We start from the raw sequence: 18,816 nt of genomic DNA, 5'->3' as shown, positions 1-18,816 counted from the left end.
CCCCACCTGACCCCGCGAGGATACCAACGCGGCCGGACCCACGTCAGAGGCGCCGGTTGAGCAGCGACGGGTTCTCCGCGCGCGCGGCCTCCAGCTCGTCGCCGTCCACCACCGCGGTGACCAGGGCCTCCTCCTCGCCCGCCGCCGTGAGCACCTCACCGCGCGGCGACACCACCATCGAGTGGCCGGTGTAGCGCGGTCCGGGCTGGCCGGCCGCGGCGACGTACACGGTGTTCTCGATCGCGCGCGCCCGCGCCAGCGTGGTCCAGTGGTCGGCCTTGCCGGGCCCGGCCACCCACGCGGCGGGCACGACGAGCAGCTCGGCGCCCGCGGTGACGAGCGCCCGGGCGAGCTCGGGGAAGCGCAGGTCGTAGCAGGTCATCAGCCCGAGGCGGATCCCGTCGAGGTCGACGGTGACCGGTTCGAGGGCGCCGGCGAGCAGCCGGTCGGACTCCTTGTAGCCGAAGGAGTCGTAGAGATGGATCTTCCGGTACGTCGCCCGGAGGCCGCCCCCGTCGACGACCACGAGCGTGTTGTACGGACGGGCGGGGTCCTCGCTGCGCTCGAACATCCCGGCGACGAGCGTGACGTCATACTCCTGGGCCTTCTGCCGCAGCCGCCGCACGAACGGGCCGTCGAGGTCCTCGGCGAAGGCGCCGATCTCCGACCCGGGCTTGCCGAAGTCGCGCATGAACACCTCGGGGAGCACGACGAGGTCGGGACGCGGCGAGGACCCGGAGAAGGCCTCGGCCACGACGTCGTCGAGGGCGGCGAGGTTCTCGGCCGGGTCCAGGCCGGAGGCCTTCTGCACGAGGGTCACGGTGAGGGTGCGCACCCGGCCAGCCTGCCACCCGAGGTGCGAGACTGCGAGCGTGAGCAGCCCCGAGTCCCCCTCCTCCCCCCGCCTGGCATGCGTCCTCCTCACCGGCGGCGGCGGAGTGCGGCTCGGTGGCGCGGACAAGGCCGGCATCGAGATCGGCGGGGAGACCCTGCTGGAGCACGCCCTCCGGGCCACCATCGCCTCGGACGAGGTCGTCGTGGTGGGCCCGCGGGTGCCGACGTCACGGCCGGTCACGTGGACCCGGGAGGACCCCGTCGGCGGTGGTCCGGCCGCCGGACTCCTCGCGGGCCTGGACGCGCTGGGCCGCCGAGCGGACCTGGTGTGCGTGCTCGCGGTGGACATGCCCCGCGTGACGCCGGCGACGCTGGCCCGCCTGGTGGACGCCGTACGCGCCGAGCCGGACGCGGACGGGGCGGTGCTGGTCGACCCGGACGGCCACCGGCAGTACCTCGCCGCGGTCTACCGGTACGACGGCCTCACGTCCGCCCGTCCCCCGCGGCACGAGGACGAGCACGGCCTGCCGATGCGCCGGCTGCTCCTGCCGCTGCGCCTGGCCTCGGTGGACGCCGTCGGCGAGGAGGCGCGGGACGTCGACACCTGGGACGACCTGCGCGACCTGCGCGGCTGATGGGTCGGAGGCTGGTCATTTCGGGCGATCCGCCCGTCCAGTCGGTCGGACGGATCGGTCCAAGTCGGCGAGAATCCGCCCAGGGGTTGCGAGAACCCGGTCCACGTAGAACTCTGGGAACCGTGACTCTGCACGACTGGATCGACGAGCTCTGCGACGCCCTCGAGGTGGACGCCGAGGTCGACGAGGGACTGATCCTGGACCTGGCCCGCGACGCCGCGCACTCCGTCGAGCGTCCGGCCGCCCCCATCACCACGTTCCTGGTCGGCTACGCCGCCGGGCTGCGCGGCGGGAGCGTCGCCGACGTCGAGGAGCTGGCCGGCCGTGCCCAGGCGCTGGCCGAGAAGTGGGGCGGCGAGGACGTGAGCCCCGACGACTTCAACGAGGACGACCTCGTCGGCACCGAGTGACCCCGCTTGTCGCGGCGCAATAGCCTGGGGCTCATGCGCGCCGTCATCGCCTCCGCACCCGGAGGGCCCGAGGTCCTCACCGTCACCGACCTGCCCGACCCCGAGCCGGGGCCCGGCGAGGTCGTCCTCGACGTGACCGCGACCGCGGTGAACCGCGCCGACACCCTGCAGCGACAGGGGCACTACCCGCCGCCGCCCGGCGCCTCCGACGTGCTCGGCCTCGAGTGCTCCGGCGTGGTGAGCGCGGTGGCCCCCGACGTGACGGACTGGGCCGTCGGCGACGAGGTCTGCGCGCTGCTCGCCGGAGGCGGGTACGCCGAGAAGGTCGCCGTACCGGCCGGGCAGCTGATGCCCGTCCCCAAGGGCGTCGACCTGGTGACCGCCGGCGCGCTGCCCGAGGTGGCCTGCACCGTGTGGTCCAACGTGTTCATGGTGGCCGGGCTCCAGCCCGGCGAGACCCTGCTCGTGCACGGCGGCGCCGGCGGCATCGGCAGCGTCGCGATCCAGCTCGCCAAGGCGCTCGGCTCGACGGTGGTCACCACCGCGGGGTCGGATGAGAAGCTGGAGCTGTGCCGCTCGCTCGGCGCCGACGTGGCCGTGAGCTACCGCGACCAGGACTTCGTCGAGGAGGTCCGGGCCGCCACCGACGGCCGCGGCGCCGACGTCATCCTCGACAACATGGGGGCGAAGTACCTCGACCGCAACGTCTCGGCGCTGGCCACCCAGGGCCGCCTGGTGATCATCGGCATGCAGGGCGGGTCCAAGGCGGAGCTGAACATCGGCAAGCTGCTCGTCAAGCGCGGCGCGGTGATCGCCACGTCGCTGCGCTCGCGGCCGGTCGAGGAGAAGGCCGCGATCTGCGCGTCGGTGGTCGAGCACGTGTGGCCGCTGGTCTCGGACGGCAGCGTGCGGACGCTGGTGCACACCTCCTTCCCGCTCGAGCAGGCGGCCGAGGCGCACCGCCTGATGGAGAGCGGACAGCACACCGGCAAGATCGTTCTCACTACGTAAGGTGAAGGCATGACTGACCAGAGCCCCGAGACCAACGGGAACGACGACGACCCGAAGGTCGTCATCATCGGCCCCGACGGGATGTCCGTGACCGGCCAGCCCGGCTCGGAGGGCGAGGACGGCGAGCGCCACATCACCGACCTGGTGGAGCAGCCGGCCAAGGTGATGCGGATCGGCAGCATGATCCGCCAGCTCCTCGAGGAGGTGAAGGCGGCGCCGCTCGACGAGGCCAGCCGCCAGCGGCTCAAGGAGATCCACGAGTCCTCGATCAAGGAGCTCGAGCAGGGGCTCGCGCCCGAGCTGGTCGAGGAGCTGGAGCGGCTCGCGCTCCCCTTCACGAACGAGACGCCGTCCGAGGCGGAGCTGCGGATCGCGCAGGCCCAGCTCGTGGGGTGGCTCGAGGGGCTCTTCCACGGCATCCAGACCGCGATCTACGCCCAGCAGGTGGCGGCCCGGGCCCAGCTCGAGCAGATGCGCCGGGCGCTGCCGCCGGGGATGATCCCCGAGGAGGCGGTCCAGGCCGCGCAGCAGGCCGCCGAGCGCGCGGCCGAGACGCAGGCCGGCCGGCCCGACGAGCACCAGGGCCGCGGCGGGGGCATGTACCTCTGACGGGGACGCGGTGGGGCTAGTCGACCAGGCGGTCGATGTCCCCCGCGAGCCGGAGGTCCCGCGCGGTCAGCCCGTGCGCGGCGTGCGTCGTGAGGGTGAAGGTGACCGTCCGCCACCGGATGTCGATGTCGGGGTGGTGGTCGAGGTCCTCGGCGACCTCCGCCACCCGCTGCACGAAGTGGATCCCGTCCATGAACGTGGGCGCCTTCACCGAGCGGGTGATCGTGTCGCCCTGCTGGGTCCAGTGCGTCAGCTCCCCCGCGAGCGCGCGGTCGATCTCCTCCTGCGTGAGCAGCTCTGCCATGGCGCCGTACCCCCTAGCCCCGCTCGACCTCGTCGCGCCGGTCGCGGCGGAAGATCTTCGACCCCAACCACACCACCGGGTCGTACTTGCGGTCCACCACGCGCTCCTTCATCGGGATGATCGCGTTGTCGGTGATCTTGATGCCCTCGGGGCACACCTCGGTGCAGCACTTGGTGATGTTGCACATCCCGAGCCCGGCGGCGTCCTGGGCGAGCTGCCGGCGGTCGTGGGTGTCCAGCGGGTGCATGTCGAGCTCGGCGTACCTGAGGAAGAACCGGGGACCGGCGAAGGCCTCCTTGTTCTCCTCGTGGTCGCGGACCACGTGGCAGGTGTCCTGGCACAGGAAGCACTCGATGCACTTGCGGAACTCCTGGCCGCGCTCGACGTCCTCCTGCATCATCCGGCGCTTGCCGTCGGCGTCCCGCGGGGTCGGCGCGAACGCCGGCACCTCCTGCGCCTTCGCGTAGTTGAACGACACGTCGGTCACCAGGTCGCGGATCACCGGGAAGCCGCGCATCGGGGTGACCGTGACCGTCTCGGCGGGGTCGAAGTCCGCGAGCCGCGTCATGCACATCAGCCGCGGCCGGCCGTTGACCTCCGCGCTGCACGAGCCGCACTTGCCGGCCTTGCAGTTCCACCGGACGGCGAGGTCGCCGGTCTGGGTCGCCTGGAGCCGGTGGATCGCGTCGAGCACCACCTCGCCCTCCTCGACCTGGACCGTGTAGTCGCCGAGGTCCCCTCCGGCCGCGTCACCGCGCCAGACCCGCAGGTGAAGGTCGTACCCCATCACGCATCCCCGTCCCGCCGGCCGCCCGGCTCCGTCACGCTCACGCGTCCTCGAACAGCGTCTTGAGCTGGTCGGGCATCACCGGCAGCGGCTGCTGCTCCAGGCGTACGGCGTCGCCCTCGAGCGTCAGCACCAGGTTCCGGGCGCCCCACTCCGGGTCGGGACCCGGGAAGTCGTCGCGCGTGTGGCCTCCCCGGGACTCCTCGCGCGCGAGCGCCGCGGTCGCCACGCACTCGGACACCAGCAGCATGTTGGCGAGGTCGAGCGCGAGGTGCCAGCCGGGGTTGTACTGCCGGTGGCCCTCGACGAGCAGGTGCCGGGCGCGTTCCTTGAGCCGGCCGATCTCCGCGAGCGACTCGGTCAGCTCGTCGGCCTTGCGGATGATCCCGACGAGCCGCTGCATCACGTCCTGAAGGTCCTTCTGCACGGTGTACGGGTTCTCCGCGCCACCGTCCTCCTCGAGCCGGAACGGCGCCAGGGCGGCGTCGGCCGCGGCGCGGACCTCCTCGTCGCGTATCCGTGGACGGTCCTGCGCGGCGCCGTACGCGTGGTAGGCGGCGTTGTGGCCGGCGCGGCGGCCGAACACCAGCAGGTCCGACAGCGAGTTGCCACCGAGCCGGTTGGAGCCGTGCATGCCGCCGGCCACCTCGCCCGCGGCGTACAGCCCGACCACCTTGCTGCGCTCGGTGTCCGCGTCGACCTCGACCCCGCCCATCACGTAGTGGCAGGTCGGGCCGACCTCCATCGGCTCGGCGGTGATGTCGACGTCGGCGAGCTCCTTGAACTGGTGGTACATCGACGGCAGCCGGCGCCGGATGAAGTCGGCGTCGCGGCGGGAGGCGATGTCGAGGAAGACCCCGCCGTGCGGTGACCCGCGGCCGGCCTTGATCTCGGAGTTGATGGCGCGCGCCACCTCGTCGCGCGGCAGCAGCTCGGGCGGGCGCCGGTTGTTCTTCTTGTCGGCGTACCAGCCCTCGGCTTCCTCGACCGTGTCGGCGGTCTCGGCCTTGAAGTACTCCGGGATGTAGTCGAACATGAACCGCTCGCCCTCGGAGTTGCGCAGCACGCCGCCGTCGCCGCGCACCGACTCGGTGACGAGGATCCCGCGCACCGACGGCGGCCAGACCATCCCGGTCGGGTGGAACTGCACGAACTCCATGTTGATCAGGCTGGCCCCGGCCCGCAGCGCGAGCGCGTGCCCGTCGCCGGTGTACTCCCAGGAGTTCGAGGTCACCTGGTAGGACTTCCCGATCCCGCCGGTGGCGAGCACCACCGAGGGCGCCTCGAACACCACGAACCGGCCCGTCTCGCGCCAGTAGCCGAAGGCGCCGGTCACCGTCGGGGCCGGCCCGGAGCGGTCGGTGAAGATCTCGGTGACCGTGCACTCCATGAACACGTCGATCCCGAGCGCGACGGTCCGCTGCTGCAGGGTGCGGATCATCTCCAGGCCGGTGCGGTCGCCGACGTGGGCGAGCCGGGCGAAGCGGTGGCCGCCGAAGTCGCGTTGGGAGATCAGCCCGTCGGGGGTCCGGTCGAACAGCGCCCCCCACTCCTCGAGCTCCATCACCCGCTCGGGCGCCTCCTGCGCGTGCAGCTGGGCCATCCGCCAGTTGTTGAGCATCTTGCCGCCGCGCATGGTGTCGCGGAAGTGCACCTGCCAGCCGTCCTCGGCGTAGACGTTGCCCATCGCGGCGGCGATCCCGCCCTCGGCCATCACGGTGTGCGCCTTGCCCAGCAGGGACTTGCACACCACCGCGACCCGGGCCCCTGCGTCGTGGGCGGCGATCGCCGCCCGGAGCCCGGCCCCGCCCGCGCCGATCACCACGACGTCGTACGCGTGGGTCTCGAAGCCGGTGCCGTACGAGGGCTCGGTCTCGTCACCGGGGTCCATCCGGTTGCCGGTCATGGGGTGCCGGCTGCTCGGTCCTGTGTCGGGGCCGGTCATCTCAGAAGAACCTCGGGTCGGTGATCGCGCCGGTGGCGAGCAGGTAGACGTACAGGTCGGCGAGCGCGACCGAGAACAGCGACAGCCAGGCGAACTTCGCGTGGTGGCCGTTGAGCCGCGAGACCAGGGTCCACGCCCGGTAGCGGACGGGATGCTTGGAGAAGTGCCGCAGCCGGCCGCCGATCAGGTGGCGGCAGGAGTGGCAGGACAGGGTGTAGCCCCAGATCAGCAGCACGTTGACCAGCAGCACCAGCGTGCCGAGGCCCATGTGCCCCCACTCGTGGTCGGCGTCGCGGAAGGCGAGCACCACGTCGTAGCTGAGCACGAGGGCGACCAGCGCGGAGACGATCAGGAACCACCGGTGCAGGTTCTGCAGGATGAGCGGGAACCGCCGCTCGCCGGTGTAGCGGCCGTGCGGCTCGGCGACCGCGCAGGCCGGCGGGGAGAGCCAGAACGCCCGGTAGTAGGCCTTGCGGTAGTAGTAGCAGGTCATCCGGAACCCGAGCGGGATGACCAGGATGATCAGCGCCGGCGACCACGGGAACCAGTCGAAGGGCCGGCCGAAGTCCGCGGACCCCTCGACGCACTGGGCGCCCATGCACGGCGAGTAGAACGGCGAGAGGTACGGCGACGCGTAGTAGTGCTCGCCGGCGAAGGCGCGCCACGTCGCGTAGACGACGAAGGCGAGCAGCACCACGAAGGTGACCAGGGGCTGGAGCCACCACGTGTCCTGGCGCAGGGTCCGACCCTGGATCTCGGCCCGTCCCGGGCTGCGCACTCCTGAGCTCATCGGCGGTGCGCCCCTCACGGGGCGTGCTGAGCCTCGGACTGGGCGTCCTGCCACATGCTCTCGTCGTAGGGGGCGTCGGGGATCTCGAGCAGCTCGCGCGGGGCGACGTCGGGCCGGTGGCCCGGCGCGGGGGTCCCGAGCTCGTCGAGGTCGGCCTGGAGCCGGTCGACGTCCGACGTGAGCCGCCGTACGCCGAGGGTGTCGCCGTACTCGTTGCGGACCCGGAGCACCGCCGCGGCGAGCGTCGTCAGCGCCTCCCGAGTCGTGCCTACTGCGTCCTGCGAAGACATATGACCTCCGTGACGTGGATCACATACCGATGGTCGAGTCTGGCGCGGATCGGCCGATTGTGGAAGGGGAACACGCGAACCGGGGCTGTCGGACGCGTGACCGCCGGCGGCCGGTCCTGTCGCCGAGCTCCCGGTGCTCGGACCAACCGGCCGCCGCCGGGGCTTCACGCCCGCCGGGTCGCAGGGCCCGACGCGGGGCCCGACGCGGGGCCCGACGCGGGGTTCCCGCCGGCGGTGGGGGCCGATGCCGAGCTCTCGGTTCCCGGATCGACCCGCCGACCGCCGACGGGCTTCTCACCGGACGGGGCGGGACCGCCGGCGAGCTTCTCGACGCGTGCGACGTCCTGGGGCTCCGCAGGGCCGGACCCGCTGCAGAGCGGGGTGGTGAGCCGGAGCACTGGGACGCTCCGGAGGGTCCGGGACAGGCTCATGAGGTTCCGACGCAGCCGGGGCCGTTCCGGTTCCCGGATCTGCTCGGTTCAGAGGTCGAAGATCTCGGCGAGGACCGCGGCGACGCCGTCCTCCTCGTTCGAGGGCGCGACGTGGTCGGCGAGCTCCTGCACGGTCGGATGGGCGTTGGCCATCGCGTACGACGTGCCGACCCACGCGAGCATCGGCAGGTCGTTGGGCATGTCCCCGAACGCCACCACCTCCGAGGCGTCCACCCCGCGCTCGAGGCAGAGCAGCTCCAGCGTGCTCGCCTTGCTCACGCCGGCGGCGCTGATCTCGACCAGCGCCCCGGTCGAGGACCAGGTGGTGGTGACCAGGTGCCCGACGTGGCTCTCCACCTCGGCCCAGAACTTCTCCGGCTCCAGGTCCTCGTGGCGGGCCAGCAACTTCACCGCCGTGTCGTCGAGGATCTGCTCCAGCGGCCCGATCGCGAGGTCGGCCGGCGGCGGGATCCGCGGCATGAAGTCCGGCTCCTTGGCGAACCCGTGGGTGCGCTCGAGCGCGAACGTGGTCCCGGGGACGGCGTCGCGCAGAATCGCCGCGGTCTGCAGGCCGACCTCGACGGGGATCGGCCGGGCGGTGCGCACGGCGCGGGCGTGGACGTCGTACACGATCCCGCCGTTGGAGCAGATCGCCAGGCCGTGCCCGCCGACGTGCTCCCAGAGGTCCTCCATCCAGCGGATCGGCCGACCCGTCACGAAGACGACCGTGACCCCGAGCGCCTCGACCGCGGTGAGCACCTCACGGGTGCGCGCGGTGACCGTGCCGTCGGTGTGCAGCAGCGTCCCGTCGAGGTCGGTGGCGACGAGCCTGACCATCAGAACCAGCGGCTGATCTCGAGCGCGGCCCCGTCGTCCCAGACGGTCGCGGTGACCCCGTCGGCGATCGCCTTGACCTCCTCGGGCGCCTGGCCCATCGCCACGCCGCGGCCGGCCCACCGCAGCATCTCGATGTCGTTGCGGCCGTCGCCGATCGCGAGCACGTCCTTCGGTTCCACGCCGAGCCGCTCCGCGACCTCCGCGAGGCCGCTGGCCTTGTCGACGCCCTCCGGCGCGAGGTCGAGCCAGGCGGTCCAGCCGATGAAGTAGTTGGTGCCCTGGAGCCCGAGCTTGTGCGCGAGGGTCACGAAGTCCTCCGACGTCGAGTCGGGGTCGCGGATGATCACACGGCTGACCTCGCTGGCGATCATCTCCTCGATCGGGGTCAGGATCATCTCCCCGTCGAGCTCGCCCTCGGGGAAGTGCCGGTTCACCCGGTAGCCGACGCCGTGCTCCTCGACCGCGACCGCGGCCTCCGGAACGTGCTCGAGGACGGTGCGCACCGCCTCCCGTGCGTCGAAGGTGACCTCGCTGACCACCTTCAGCGGCGGGAAGGAGAAGGTCACCGCGCCGTTCGACGCGACCGCGAGGACCTTGGTGGCCTTGTCGCGGGGCATGTCGAGGTGGCGCAGCACCACGCTCATGCTCAGCGGCGCGCGGCCGCTGGCCAGCACCACGTGGCAGCCGGCCTCGAGGGCCCGGTCGATCGCGTCCCGGACGGCCGGGGTGGTCTCCTCGACGCTGAACCCGTTCTCCGGCTCGGGGACCAGGATCGTGCCGTCGATGTCGAGCGCCACCAGGCGGGGCGAGAAGGCGGGGTCGTGCCCGTCCGCGGAGAAGTGCACCGGCTCAGCCAACGACCGGCTCCAGGATCTTGCGTCCCTGCAGGTAGGGCTGGAGCGCCGCGGGGACCCGCACCGACCCGTCCGCCTGCTGGTGCGTCTCGAGGATCGCCACGATCGTGCGCGGGATCGCCACGAGCGTGCCGTTGAGCGTGGCCAGCGGCTTCACGCCGTCCTCGAAGCGGCCGCGGATGTCGAGCCGGCGGGCCTGGAAGTCGGTGCAGTTCGAGGTCGAGGTGAGCTCGCGGTAGCGGCCCTGGGTCGGGATCCACGCCTCGCAGTCGAACTTGCGCTGCGCCGACAGGCCTAGGTCACCGGCCGCCGTGTCGATGACGCGGTAGGCCAGCTCGAGCTTCTCGAGCCACTCCTTCTCCCAGCCCAGCAGGCGCTGGTGCTCGGCCTCGGACTCCTCGACGGTCGTGTAGGAGAACATCTCCACCTTGTCGAACCAGTGCACCCGGATGATGCCGCGTGTGTCCTTGCCGTAGGAGCCTGCCTCCTTGCGGAAGCAGGGGCTGAACGCGGCGTAGCGCAGCGGCAACGAGCGGCCGTCGAGGATCTCGTCGGAGTGGTACGCCGCCAGCGGGACCTCCGAGGTGCCCACGAGGTACATCTCGTCGCCCTCGATCCGGTACACGTCGTCCGCGGCCTGGCCGAGGAACCCGGTGCCCTCCATGGCCCGCGGCTTCACCAGCGCGGGCGGGATCATCGTGGTGAACCCCGCGCCCCGCGCCTGGTCCATCGCCATGTTGACCAGCGCGAGCTCCAGGTCCGCGCCGACGCCGGTGAGGTAGTAGAAGCGGGCGCCGGAGACCTTCGCGCCGCGCTCGACGTCGATCGCGCCGAGGATCCGGCCGAGCTCGACGTGGTCCTTTGGCTCGAAGCCCTCCGCGGCGAAGTCGCGCGGGGTGCCGACCTCCTCGAGCACCGCGTAATCGTCCTCGCCGCCGGCGGGCGCCTCGTCGGCGGCCACGTTCGGGATCGCCATCAGCAGCTCGCGGTAGGTCTGCTCGGCCTCGCCCTGCGCCGCCTCGGCCTTCTTCACGTCGGCGGAGAGGGTCTTGGTGCGCTCGAGCAGGGCCTGCTTCTCCTCGCCCTGCGCCTGCGGGATCTGCTTGCCGAGCTGCTTCTGCTCCGCCCGGAGCCGCTCGTACTCCGCGATGGAGGACCGCCGCTGCTCGTCGGCAGCCAGGGCGTGGTCGACCACGTCCGCGGAGAGGCCGCGCTTGGCCTGTCCTGCACGCACACGGTCAGGGTCGTCTCGGAGGAGTCGCGGATCGATCACCCGGCAAGGATATCGGTCTGGTTCACACCCTTTTCCCATGACGAGGAACATGAACGGCTCACGTCCTGGCTGCCGCCCCACGACGGGAGGAGCGGGCGCCGTACGGCGGGCCGACCCGGGACCTGCGCCCCTGCCGCCACGCCGCGCGAGGTGCGAGCCTGCGGGTGAGGGTGGGAGGAGGACCGTCATGGCGCGACGGCCGATCGGGCCGGTGGACACCATCTGGCTGAACATGGACCGGCCCGACAACCTGATGGTCATCGACACGCTGGTGTTCCTCGCCGGGCCGGCGGACTGGGACCGGGTGGTCGCGGTCGTCCGCGAGCGGCTGCTGGACCGGTACCCGGTGTTCACGCAGCGCCCGGTGATGCCGCTCGCCCACGTCGGGACGCCGCACTGGGAGGACGACCCTGACTTCGACCTCGAGCGACACCTGGTCCGGGTGACCCTGGACCGCGGCGACGACGCCGACCTGCAGCGGTACGTCGAGGAGCGGGTGCCCGTCCCGCTGGACCGGGACCACCCGCTCTGGGAGCTGCACCTCGTCGACGGCTACGGCGACGGGTCGGTGCTCTTCTGCCGGCTGCACCACGCCCTCGCCGACGGGGTCGCGCTGACCCGGGTACTGCTCTCGATGACCGACCCCACGCCCGAGGGACCCCGCCACCACGGCGCCCGCCCCGCACCGGGCGCGACTACCCGCGGACCGGGGGACGAGGCGCCGTTCGGGGTGCTCGAGGGGGCGCTGCGGATGGCCGGCGCCGCCGGGAGCGCCGCGGGCGCCGTGACCGGCACGGCCCTGGCCGGCGCGGCCGCCGCCCTGCGGGAGGTCCCCCGGCTGTTCGACCCGCACCTGCTCGGCGACGCGTTCACCCGGGCCAGGCTCACCGGTGCGGTCGCAGACAAGCTGCTGCTCGGGCCGCGGCCGCACACCCCGTTCAGCGGCGCGCCCTCCCCGGAGAAGCGGGTGGTCTGGTCCGCGCCGTTCCCGCTCGACGACGTGATGGAGGTCGGGCGGGCGTGCGGCGCGACCGTGAACGACGTCCTGGTCGCGGCGGTGGCGGGGGCGCTGTCGACGTACATGGCCGAGCACGGCGGCGAGCGGGTGGACGTCTCCACGATGGTCCCGGTCAACGTGCGCCCGCTGGACCGGCCCCTGCCGGCCGAGCTGGGCAACCAGTTCGCGCTCGTGCTGTTCCGGCTGCCGACCGGGACCCGTGAGCCGCTGGCCCGCATCGCCGAGACCAAACGCCGGATGGACGTGATCAAGGACTCCCCCGAGGTGGTGCTCACCTTCGGGCTGATCAAGGCGATCGGCCGGACCGGCCCGGAGCTCGAGCGCTTCCTGGTCGACTTCTTCGCCGACAAGGCGATCGGCGTGACCACCAACGTGCCGGGCCCGACCATGCCGCGGTACCTCGCCGGTACCCCGATCAGCGGCCTGCTCGGCTGGGTTCCCGGGTCGGGGCGGCAGACGGTGGGCGTCTCGATCTTCACCTACGCCGGCACCGTGCGGGTCGGGTTCAAGGTCGACGCCGGGCTTCTGCCCGACCCGGAACGCCTCGTGGAGGCCTTCCACGACGAGATCGAGGACGTGCGACGAATGGCACACGCCGTGTCCGGGCACAACGGGGCAAGCCGTCATACTTGACGACGCCCCCGCACCCCCTGAACGACGTGGAGAACCGTGCTCGACCGTACCCGCACCCGCCTGCTCGGCTGGGCGCTCCTGTGCCTGGCCGTCCTCTCCACGCTGGCGGTGATGGTCAAGCTGAAGTACCGGCCGCTCTTCGCGCTCGACCGCGACTTCGGGCGCACCCCTCATGCCTGGACCTCGGAGAACCCCCTCGCGTACGACGTCCTCCACGCCGTCGAGGTCGCCTTCGGCACCGTCCCGATGACGATCGTCAGCGTCGCCGTGGTGGTGCTGCTGCTGGTCCGCCGCCACCTCCGGGCGGGCGTCTGGGTGGCCGTGGTGATGCTCGGGGCGTCGCTGACGATCTACTTCCTCAAGCCCTGGTTCCAGCGGAACCGGCCGGTGTGGAACGACCCGGTACACACGCTCGACAGCTTCTCCTTCCCGTCCGGCCACGCCTCGGGGATCGCGTCGGCGATGGGCGTCGCGGTCGTGCTCACGCTGATCTTCGTGCGCCGCCGCTCGCTGCGCCGCGGGCTGACCGGCCTGTGGACGCTGCTGTTCATCATCGTCGGCCTGGACCGGATCTTCCTCGGGGTGCACAACTTCTCCGACGTCGTCGCCGGGTACGCCGTCGGGTTCCTGTGGCTGTTCGGCGCCATGGTCTTCTACGACCCGGCTCCCCGCTCCCGCGTGGTCGAGGAGTTCAGCAGCCCGGTCCCCACGTCGAAGCGGCTGGCCGTCGTGCTCAACCCGATCAAGGTCGACAACGTCGAGGCGTTCAAGACCCTCGTGAACCAGGTCGCCACCGACGCCGGCTGGACCGACATCACCTGGCGCGAGACCACCGTCGAGGACCCGGGCCGCTCGATGGCCGAGCAGGCCGCGATCGGCGGCGCGGACCTGGTGCTGGTCTGCGGCGGCGACGGGACCGTGCGCACGGTCTGCGCGGAGCTGGCCGGCACCGGCGTCCCGGTCGGGGTCGTCCCGGCCGGCACCGGCAACCTGCTGGCCCGCAACCTCGGCATCCCGCTCTACCTCCAGGCCGCGATCGACGTCGCGCTCAACGGCCAGGACCGGGCGATCGACCTGGTCGCAGTGGAGGGCGACGGCCTCGGCCCCGACGAGCACTTCATGGTGATGGCCGGCATGGGCTTCGACGCCGCGATCATGGAGGGCGCCAACGACGAGATCAAGGCGCGGATCGGCTGGCTGGCCTACTTCGTGGCCGGCTTCAAGCATCTGCGCTACCCCGCGATGCGCGTGGAGATCTCCATGGACGACGGACCGTTCACGCGGCACCGGGCGCGCACGGTCGTGATCGGCAACGTCGGCTACCTGACCGCGGGCATCCCGCTGCTCCCCGACGCCGCGATCGACGACGGCGTGCTCGATGTGGTGCTGGTCTCCCCCCGCCGGTTCCTGAGCTGGCTGCCGCTGGTGTGGCGGGTGATGAGCAAGGGCAAGCGCACCGACGACGCGCTGAACCGGATGACCGGCAAGAAGGTCGTCCTGCGCACCGCGCACGAGATCCCGCGCCAGCTCGACGGCGACCCGATCGGCCCCGGCAAGGAGATGCGCGCCGAGTGCGTGCACGGCCGGCTGCTGGTGCGCGTCCCTCGCTGACCCGGCCCGCGCGGGCTACCGTGGCCCGATGACGCGCGTGCCCGCCTTCACCTCGTCCGTGCTCGGGCCCCACGACCGGGGCGTGGAGTTCGGCGAGCACCATGCCGCCGAGGTCGCCCGCACCGTGGCGTCGTACCGCCGGCTCTTCGTCACCCGTGCCCTGGGCCCCTTCGACGTCGACCACTGGGCCGACCACGCCTGGCAGCGGATCCGGGAGCTCGCGCCCGCGGCGGCCGAGGAGATCGACGGCATCGCGGCCGGCGCGGGCGTGCGCGTGCGCGACATCGCCGCGCTGAACGCCCGGACCGAGCTGCTCGCGGTGGCCAACCCGACCGGCGTCGACGAGTGCTCGACGGTGGTCGCGCTGCCGGCGGGCCGGGCGCCGGTGGCCGTGCAGACCTGGGACTGGTACGACGCGATGCGCCACGGCTGGCTGCGCTGGACCATCCCGCACCCCGGCGGCCGGGTGGTCGAGACCGTCACGGAGTACGGCCTGCTCGGCAAGATCGGCGTGAGCTCGGAGGGGGTCGGCGTGCTGTTCAACATGCTCCATCACGCCTCCGACGCGGGCGCCGCGGACGACGGGATCGGCTTCCCGGTGCACCTGCTCAGCCGGCAGCTGCTCGACACCGCCGAGGACCTCGACGACGCGGTGGCGCAGGCCCGCGCGGTACGGACCTCCGCCTCCTCCTCGCTGACCGTGGTGCAGGGCGGCCCCGACGGCGGGCGTACGGCGTCCGTGGAGCTGTTCCCCGGCGGGGCGGGGGTGCTCGAGCCGGAGGGGGGCCTGCTCGTGCGGACCAACCACTTCGTGTCCGAGGAGGGCCGGGACGGCTGCCTCTCCACCTCGATCGGGCCCGGCAGCGGGATCCGGCGCGACACGCTGCTCGGTGCGTTCGAGGAGCGGCTGCCCAGGACGGCGGAGCAGGTCGTCGCGGCGATGGACGACCACGCCGAGGTGGGCGGGGTGTGCGCGCACCCGGACCGGAGCACGGACCCGGCGCTGTGGCACGCCACGCTGGCCACGGTCGCGCTCGACACCGCCGCACCGACCGGGCAGCGGCTCGCGGTCACGCCGGGCGGGCCCTGCGCGCGCCCGGGGCGTTCGGACGGGCCGGCGGATCCGGGTCGTCCGCAGGAGCGGGGCCGATAGCGCCCGCTGGTACGGACGACCGGGGTCGCTGAGGGTCTCCGGGTCAGGAGGCCTTGGCGAACTTGATCGCCTCTTCCTCCTCCGGGGAGAGGGCCTGGTCACAGCTCCACGCGGCGACGTTCTTCGCGTACGTGCGTGCCTCGCTGCGCCCGTGGATGGAGGTGAGCACGACTCCGTTGCCGCCGTCGTCGAGGAGCGCCATCGACCAGGACAGGTGGCCGCCCATGTCACCGAAGGCGTCGTAGCGGACCACCGCGAGGTGCCGCAGCGCCTCGGCGACCTCGACCCGGAGCGCCTGGACCTCGGCGCGCAGGCCGTCCACGTCGGTGGGCAGGCTCGCGGCGCCCTTCATCGCCGACGCACGCCGGGCGTGACCGGGCTGGGACCGCTTGAGCGCGACCACGGCGAGCGCGATCGCGACGACGGAGGTCACCAGCAGGAGCAGCACCAGCACCGTGAGCAGCACAGAGATGTTCATCGGGGCCGAGCGTAACGGGAGGGGTCAGTCTCCGGCGCGAAGGCGCGCGAGCCACGCCGCCGCGTCGTTGAACTCCACGTCCGACGTCCCGGGGCGGACCGTGGGGGCGACCCCGTCGTGCCGCTCGTAGGAGCCGAGGAAGCGTACGTCGGCGCAGACCCGGCGCAGGCCCATCAGCGCCTCGCCGACCCGGGCGTCGTCGACGTGCCCCTCGCAGTCGATGGAGAAGCAGTAGTTGCCGAGCGCGGCGCCGGTGGGGCGGGACTCGATCCGGGTCATGTTCACCCCGCGCATGGTGAGCTGCTCGAGGATCTCCAGCAGCGCGCCGGGGTGGTCGTCGCGCATGAACGCGACCAGCGAGGTCTTGTCGCGTCCGCTCCGCGGGGCGGGCAGGCCCGGCCGCGAGACGAGCACGAACCGCGTCACGGCGTCGGGGTTGTCGCCGATCCCGGCCGCGAGCACGGCCAGCCGGTAGTGCTCCGCGGCCAACGGCGCGGCGATCGCGGCGTCCCAGGTCGACTCCGGGTCGGCGACGGCGGCGGCCGCGGCGGCGGTCGAGGGCGCGTGCACCACCTCGGTGTACGGCAGGTTCAGCGCGACCCAGCGCCGGGTCTGCGCGGCGGCGTGCGGGTGGGTCGCCACGACCTTGACGTCCTCGGGGCGGACGCCGGGGCGGGCCAGCAGGGAGAAGGCGATCGGGACCGTCATCTCCCGGGTGATCATCAGCGGCTCGCCGGTGGCCAGCTCGTCGAGGGTGACCGGCACCGACCCCTCGACGGAGTTCTCGATCGGCACCACGGCGCCGTCGGCCTCGCCGGAGCGGACCGCGTCGAGCGCGAGCGTGACCGTGGCGCACGGCACCAGCTCGGCGCGCGCGGCGGCGGGCAGCGAGCGCAGCGCCTGCTCGGTGAACGTCCCCTCGGGGCCGAGGTAGGCGTAGCGGGCGGGCGGGACACCCGGCGGCGGGGGCGGCGGTGGCGGCACCCGCCCAGACTAGGGGAGATAGATTCGCCCGCATGAACCACCAGCCCGTCTCCGACCTCGGGTACGCCCTGCTCGACACCGACCGGGCCGCAAGGACCGGCGACCCCGAGGTGGTCTACGGCGCCGGCAAGTCACCGGCGCAGGTCGTCGAGATCCTCCGCACCCTGCACGCCGCGCACCCCGAACGCGCGGTGCTCGCCACCCGGCTCACCACCGAGGCGGTCGAGGCCGTGACCACGGAGCTGCCCGACGCGGAGGTCGACGACGTGGCCCGCGCGGTCACGCTCGGCCCGCTGCCGTCGGCGCAGGGCACGGTCACCATCGTCTCGGCCGGCACCTCCGACGCACCCGTCGCCGCCGAGGCCGCCCTCACCGCCCGGGTGTACGGCGCCGGCGTGCGCCTGGTCAACGACGTCGGCGTGGCCGGCCTGCACCGGGTCCTGGCCCGGCGCGAGGAGCTCGCCAGCGCGAACTGCCTCATCGTCGTCGCCGGCATGGAGGGTGCGCTGCCCAGCGTGGTCGGCGGGCTGACCGGCGTCCCGCTCGTCGCGGTCCCCACCAGCGTCGGCTACGGCGCCTCGTTCGGCGGGGTGGCCGCCCTCCTCGGCATGCTCAACTCCTGCGCGCCGGGGGTCACGGTCGTCAACATCGACAACGGCTTCGGCGCCGGCGTCTTCGCCGCCCGGGTCGCGAGGGCGGCCCGGTGACCGCACGCGCGGTCGGCTGGGTCGACGCCTCCTCCGGCGCCAGCGGGGACATGCTCCTCGGCGCGCTCGTCGGCGCGGGCGTCCCGGTCGACGTGCTCGAGGACGCGGTCCGCGCGGTGGCGCCCGAGCACGTCGCCCTGCGCCCCGAGACCGTGACCCGCAACGGGTTCGCCGCCACCCGCTGCCACGTGGAGGTCGCGGACAGCGTCACCCACCGGACCTGGCACGACGTGGCCGCGCTGCTCGACGCCGCGCCGCTCACCGAGGGGGTCCGCCGCCGGGCCCGCGCGACCTTCGAGCGGCTCGCGGTCGCGGAGGCGGCGGTGCACGGCACCACCCCCGACGAGGTGCACTTCCACGAGGTCGGGGCGCTCGACGCGATCGCCGACGTGGTCGGGGTGGCCGCCGGGCTCGAGCACCTGCGCCTCGACACCCTCGTGGTCTCCCCCGTCGCGGTCGGCTCCGGGACGGTCCGCGGCGCGCACGGCTCGATGCCGGTGCCGCCTCCGGCCGTCGCGCAGCTGCTCCGGGGCACCCCGTCGTACGCCGGTCCCCCGACCGCGCCCGCGATGGAGCTGTGCACGCCGACCGGCGCCGCGCTGCTCACCGCCAACGCCACCGGCTTCGGGCCGCAGCCGGCGATGGTCGTCGCCGAGGTCGGCGTGGGCGCCGGCGGCCGGGACCCCGAGGGGCACGCGAACGTGCTGCGGCTCCTGGTCGGGCACGCGGTGTCCCCCACGGGCGACGCGGCGCCGCACGGCACGAACAGCCCGCTGCTCGTCGAGACCAACGTCGACGACCTCGACCCGCGGCTGTGGCCGAACGTGATCGCGTCGCTGCTCGCCGCCGGCGCCTCCGACGCGTGGCTGACCCCGATCCTGATGAAGAAGGGCCGCCCCGCGCACACCCTGCACGTGCTGGTCGCCGGGGACCGGGCAGAGGCGGTGCGCACCGAGATCTTCCGGCAGACCTCCACGATCGGCGTCCGGGAGATCCCGATCGGCAAGCACGCGCTCGACCGGGACATGCGGACCGTGGCGGTGGACGGCTTCACCGTGCATGTGAAACTTGCACTGCACAACGGCGTGGTCGTCAACGCTCAGCCGGAGTACGAGGACCTCGCCGCCGTCGCCGCGGCCACCGGGCGTCCGGTCAAGGACGTCCTCGCCGAAGCCGTCGCCGCCGCACGCCCGCTCCTGGACCGCTGACCCGGAAAGCCCCG

20 protein-coding genes are annotated in these 18,816 nt (G+C 72.9%); 9 read left to right on the top strand and 11 right to left on the bottom strand.

Features of this window, described 5'->3' with window-relative positions:
* Positions 1 to 43: 43 nt before the first annotated feature.
* Positions 44 to 835, bottom strand: coding sequence for a carbon-nitrogen hydrolase family protein (locus K1X13_RS05730; RefSeq protein ID WP_308249412.1), 792 nt, complete (start codon positions 833 to 835; stop codon positions 44 to 46).
* 37 nt (positions 836 to 872) lie between these two features.
* Here K1X13_RS05730 and mobA point away from each other — a divergent pair, with 37 nt between their 5' ends.
* From mobA to K1X13_RS05710, 4 genes are all read left to right on the top strand, one after another.
* Positions 873 to 1,469: a molybdenum cofactor guanylyltransferase gene (mobA, locus tag K1X13_RS05725; RefSeq protein WP_308249411.1), complete on the top strand. Its 597-nt coding sequence runs from the start codon at positions 873 to 875 to the stop codon at positions 1,467 to 1,469.
* A 122-nt stretch (positions 1,470 to 1,591) separates the two neighbouring features.
* The gene (locus tag K1X13_RS05720; protein ID WP_221024011.1) at positions 1,592 to 1,879 is read left to right on the top strand and encodes a DUF6457 domain-containing protein; all 288 of its coding nucleotides are present in this window, start codon (positions 1,592 to 1,594) and stop codon (positions 1,877 to 1,879) included.
* A gap of 33 nt (positions 1,880 to 1,912) precedes the next feature.
* Positions 1,913 to 2,890, top strand: a complete 978-nt coding sequence (locus K1X13_RS05715; protein ID WP_221024010.1) for an NAD(P)H-quinone oxidoreductase — start codon at positions 1,913 to 1,915, stop codon at positions 2,888 to 2,890.
* Positions 2,891 to 2,899: 9 nt separating this feature from the next.
* Complete coding sequence (locus K1X13_RS05710; RefSeq protein ID WP_308249410.1) at positions 2,900 to 3,499, top strand: bacterial proteasome activator family protein; 600 nt, start codon at positions 2,900 to 2,902, stop codon at positions 3,497 to 3,499.
* A gap of 16 nt (positions 3,500 to 3,515) precedes the next feature.
* Here the strand turns inward: K1X13_RS05710 and K1X13_RS05705 are convergent, their stop codons facing one another.
* The 8 genes from K1X13_RS05705 to serS all read right to left on the bottom strand — a co-directional run bounded on the left by K1X13_RS05705 (position 3,516) and on the right by serS (position 11,010).
* Entirely contained in the window at positions 3,516 to 3,803 is a 288-nt protein-coding gene (locus K1X13_RS05705) for a 4a-hydroxytetrahydrobiopterin dehydratase (RefSeq protein WP_221024009.1), read from the bottom strand.
* Between the two features lie 13 nt (positions 3,804 to 3,816).
* Positions 3,817 to 4,590: a succinate dehydrogenase/fumarate reductase iron-sulfur subunit gene (locus K1X13_RS05700; protein ID WP_221024008.1), complete on the bottom strand. Its 774-nt coding sequence runs from the start codon at positions 4,588 to 4,590 to the stop codon at positions 3,817 to 3,819.
* 40 nt (positions 4,591 to 4,630) lie between these two features.
* Positions 4,631 to 6,496, bottom strand: coding sequence for a fumarate reductase/succinate dehydrogenase flavoprotein subunit (locus K1X13_RS05695; protein WP_225914526.1), 1,866 nt, complete (start codon positions 6,494 to 6,496; stop codon positions 4,631 to 4,633).
* A 40-nt stretch (positions 6,497 to 6,536) separates the two neighbouring features.
* Entirely contained in the window at positions 6,537 to 7,325 is a 789-nt protein-coding gene (gene sdhC, locus K1X13_RS05690; RefSeq protein WP_221024007.1) for a succinate dehydrogenase subunit SdhC, read from the bottom strand.
* 14 nt (positions 7,326 to 7,339) lie between these two features.
* Positions 7,340 to 7,615, bottom strand: coding sequence for an Rv0250c family protein (locus tag K1X13_RS05685; RefSeq protein WP_221024006.1), 276 nt, complete (start codon positions 7,613 to 7,615; stop codon positions 7,340 to 7,342).
* A 479-nt stretch (positions 7,616 to 8,094) separates the two neighbouring features.
* Entirely contained in the window at positions 8,095 to 8,883 is a 789-nt protein-coding gene (locus tag K1X13_RS05680) for a Cof-type HAD-IIB family hydrolase (protein ID WP_221024005.1), read from the bottom strand.
* The gene (locus K1X13_RS05675) at positions 8,883 to 9,683 is read right to left on the bottom strand and encodes an HAD family hydrolase (RefSeq protein ID WP_372450683.1); all 801 of its coding nucleotides are present in this window, start codon (positions 9,681 to 9,683) and stop codon (positions 8,883 to 8,885) included. Before K1X13_RS05675 ends, K1X13_RS05680 begins: the two co-directional genes overlap by 1 nt.
* Before the next feature lie 49 nt (positions 9,684 to 9,732).
* Complete coding sequence (gene serS, locus K1X13_RS05670) at positions 9,733 to 11,010, bottom strand: serine--tRNA ligase (RefSeq protein ID WP_221024004.1); 1,278 nt, start codon at positions 11,008 to 11,010, stop codon at positions 9,733 to 9,735.
* Positions 11,011 to 11,197: 187 nt separating this feature from the next.
* Here serS and K1X13_RS05665 point away from each other — a divergent pair, with 187 nt between their 5' ends.
* From K1X13_RS05665 to K1X13_RS05655, 3 genes are read left to right on the top strand one after another with little or no spacing between them, the layout of a single operon-like run.
* Complete coding sequence (locus K1X13_RS05665; protein ID WP_221024003.1) at positions 11,198 to 12,661, top strand: wax ester/triacylglycerol synthase family O-acyltransferase; 1,464 nt, start codon at positions 11,198 to 11,200, stop codon at positions 12,659 to 12,661.
* Positions 12,662 to 12,697: 36 nt separating this feature from the next.
* The gene (locus K1X13_RS05660; RefSeq protein WP_221024002.1) at positions 12,698 to 14,272 is read left to right on the top strand and encodes a bifunctional phosphatase PAP2/diacylglycerol kinase family protein; all 1,575 of its coding nucleotides are present in this window, start codon (positions 12,698 to 12,700) and stop codon (positions 14,270 to 14,272) included.
* 28 nt (positions 14,273 to 14,300) lie between these two features.
* Positions 14,301 to 15,425: a C45 family autoproteolytic acyltransferase/hydrolase gene (locus K1X13_RS05655; RefSeq protein ID WP_221024001.1), complete on the top strand. Its 1,125-nt coding sequence runs from the start codon at positions 14,301 to 14,303 to the stop codon at positions 15,423 to 15,425.
* Between the two features lie 43 nt (positions 15,426 to 15,468).
* On the opposite strand, the gene K1X13_RS05650 is transcribed toward K1X13_RS05655, so the two are convergent.
* Positions 15,469 to 15,903 (bottom strand): DUF4446 family protein, encoded by a 435-nt coding sequence (locus K1X13_RS05650; protein WP_221024000.1) that lies wholly within the window; start codon positions 15,901 to 15,903, stop codon positions 15,469 to 15,471.
* A 24-nt stretch (positions 15,904 to 15,927) separates the two neighbouring features.
* Positions 15,928 to 16,887 carry a prephenate dehydratase gene (gene pheA / locus K1X13_RS05645; protein WP_221023999.1) on the bottom strand — a complete coding sequence of 320 codons (960 nt, stop codon included), beginning with the start codon at positions 16,885 to 16,887 and terminating at the stop codon, positions 15,928 to 15,930.
* A 32-nt stretch (positions 16,888 to 16,919) separates the two neighbouring features.
* Here pheA and larB point away from each other — a divergent pair, with 32 nt between their 5' ends.
* Both larB and larC read left to right on the top strand, forming a co-directional pair.
* Positions 16,920 to 17,594 (top strand): nickel pincer cofactor biosynthesis protein LarB, encoded by a 675-nt coding sequence (larB, locus tag K1X13_RS05640; RefSeq protein WP_221023998.1) that lies wholly within the window; start codon positions 16,920 to 16,922, stop codon positions 17,592 to 17,594.
* Positions 17,591 to 18,802, top strand: a complete 1,212-nt coding sequence (larC, locus tag K1X13_RS05635) for a nickel pincer cofactor biosynthesis protein LarC (RefSeq protein WP_308249409.1) — start codon at positions 17,591 to 17,593, stop codon at positions 18,800 to 18,802. The genes larB and larC overlap by 4 nt, the downstream gene beginning before the upstream one ends.
* The last annotated feature ends 14 nt before the right edge of the window (positions 18,803 to 18,816 follow it).

Source organism: Nocardioides jiangsuensis (genome assembly GCF_019679455.1).
Taxonomy (GTDB): domain Bacteria; phylum Actinomycetota; class Actinomycetes; order Propionibacteriales; family Nocardioidaceae; genus Nocardioides_C; species Nocardioides_C jiangsuensis.
This window is presented reverse-complemented; position numbering and strand designations above follow the sequence as displayed.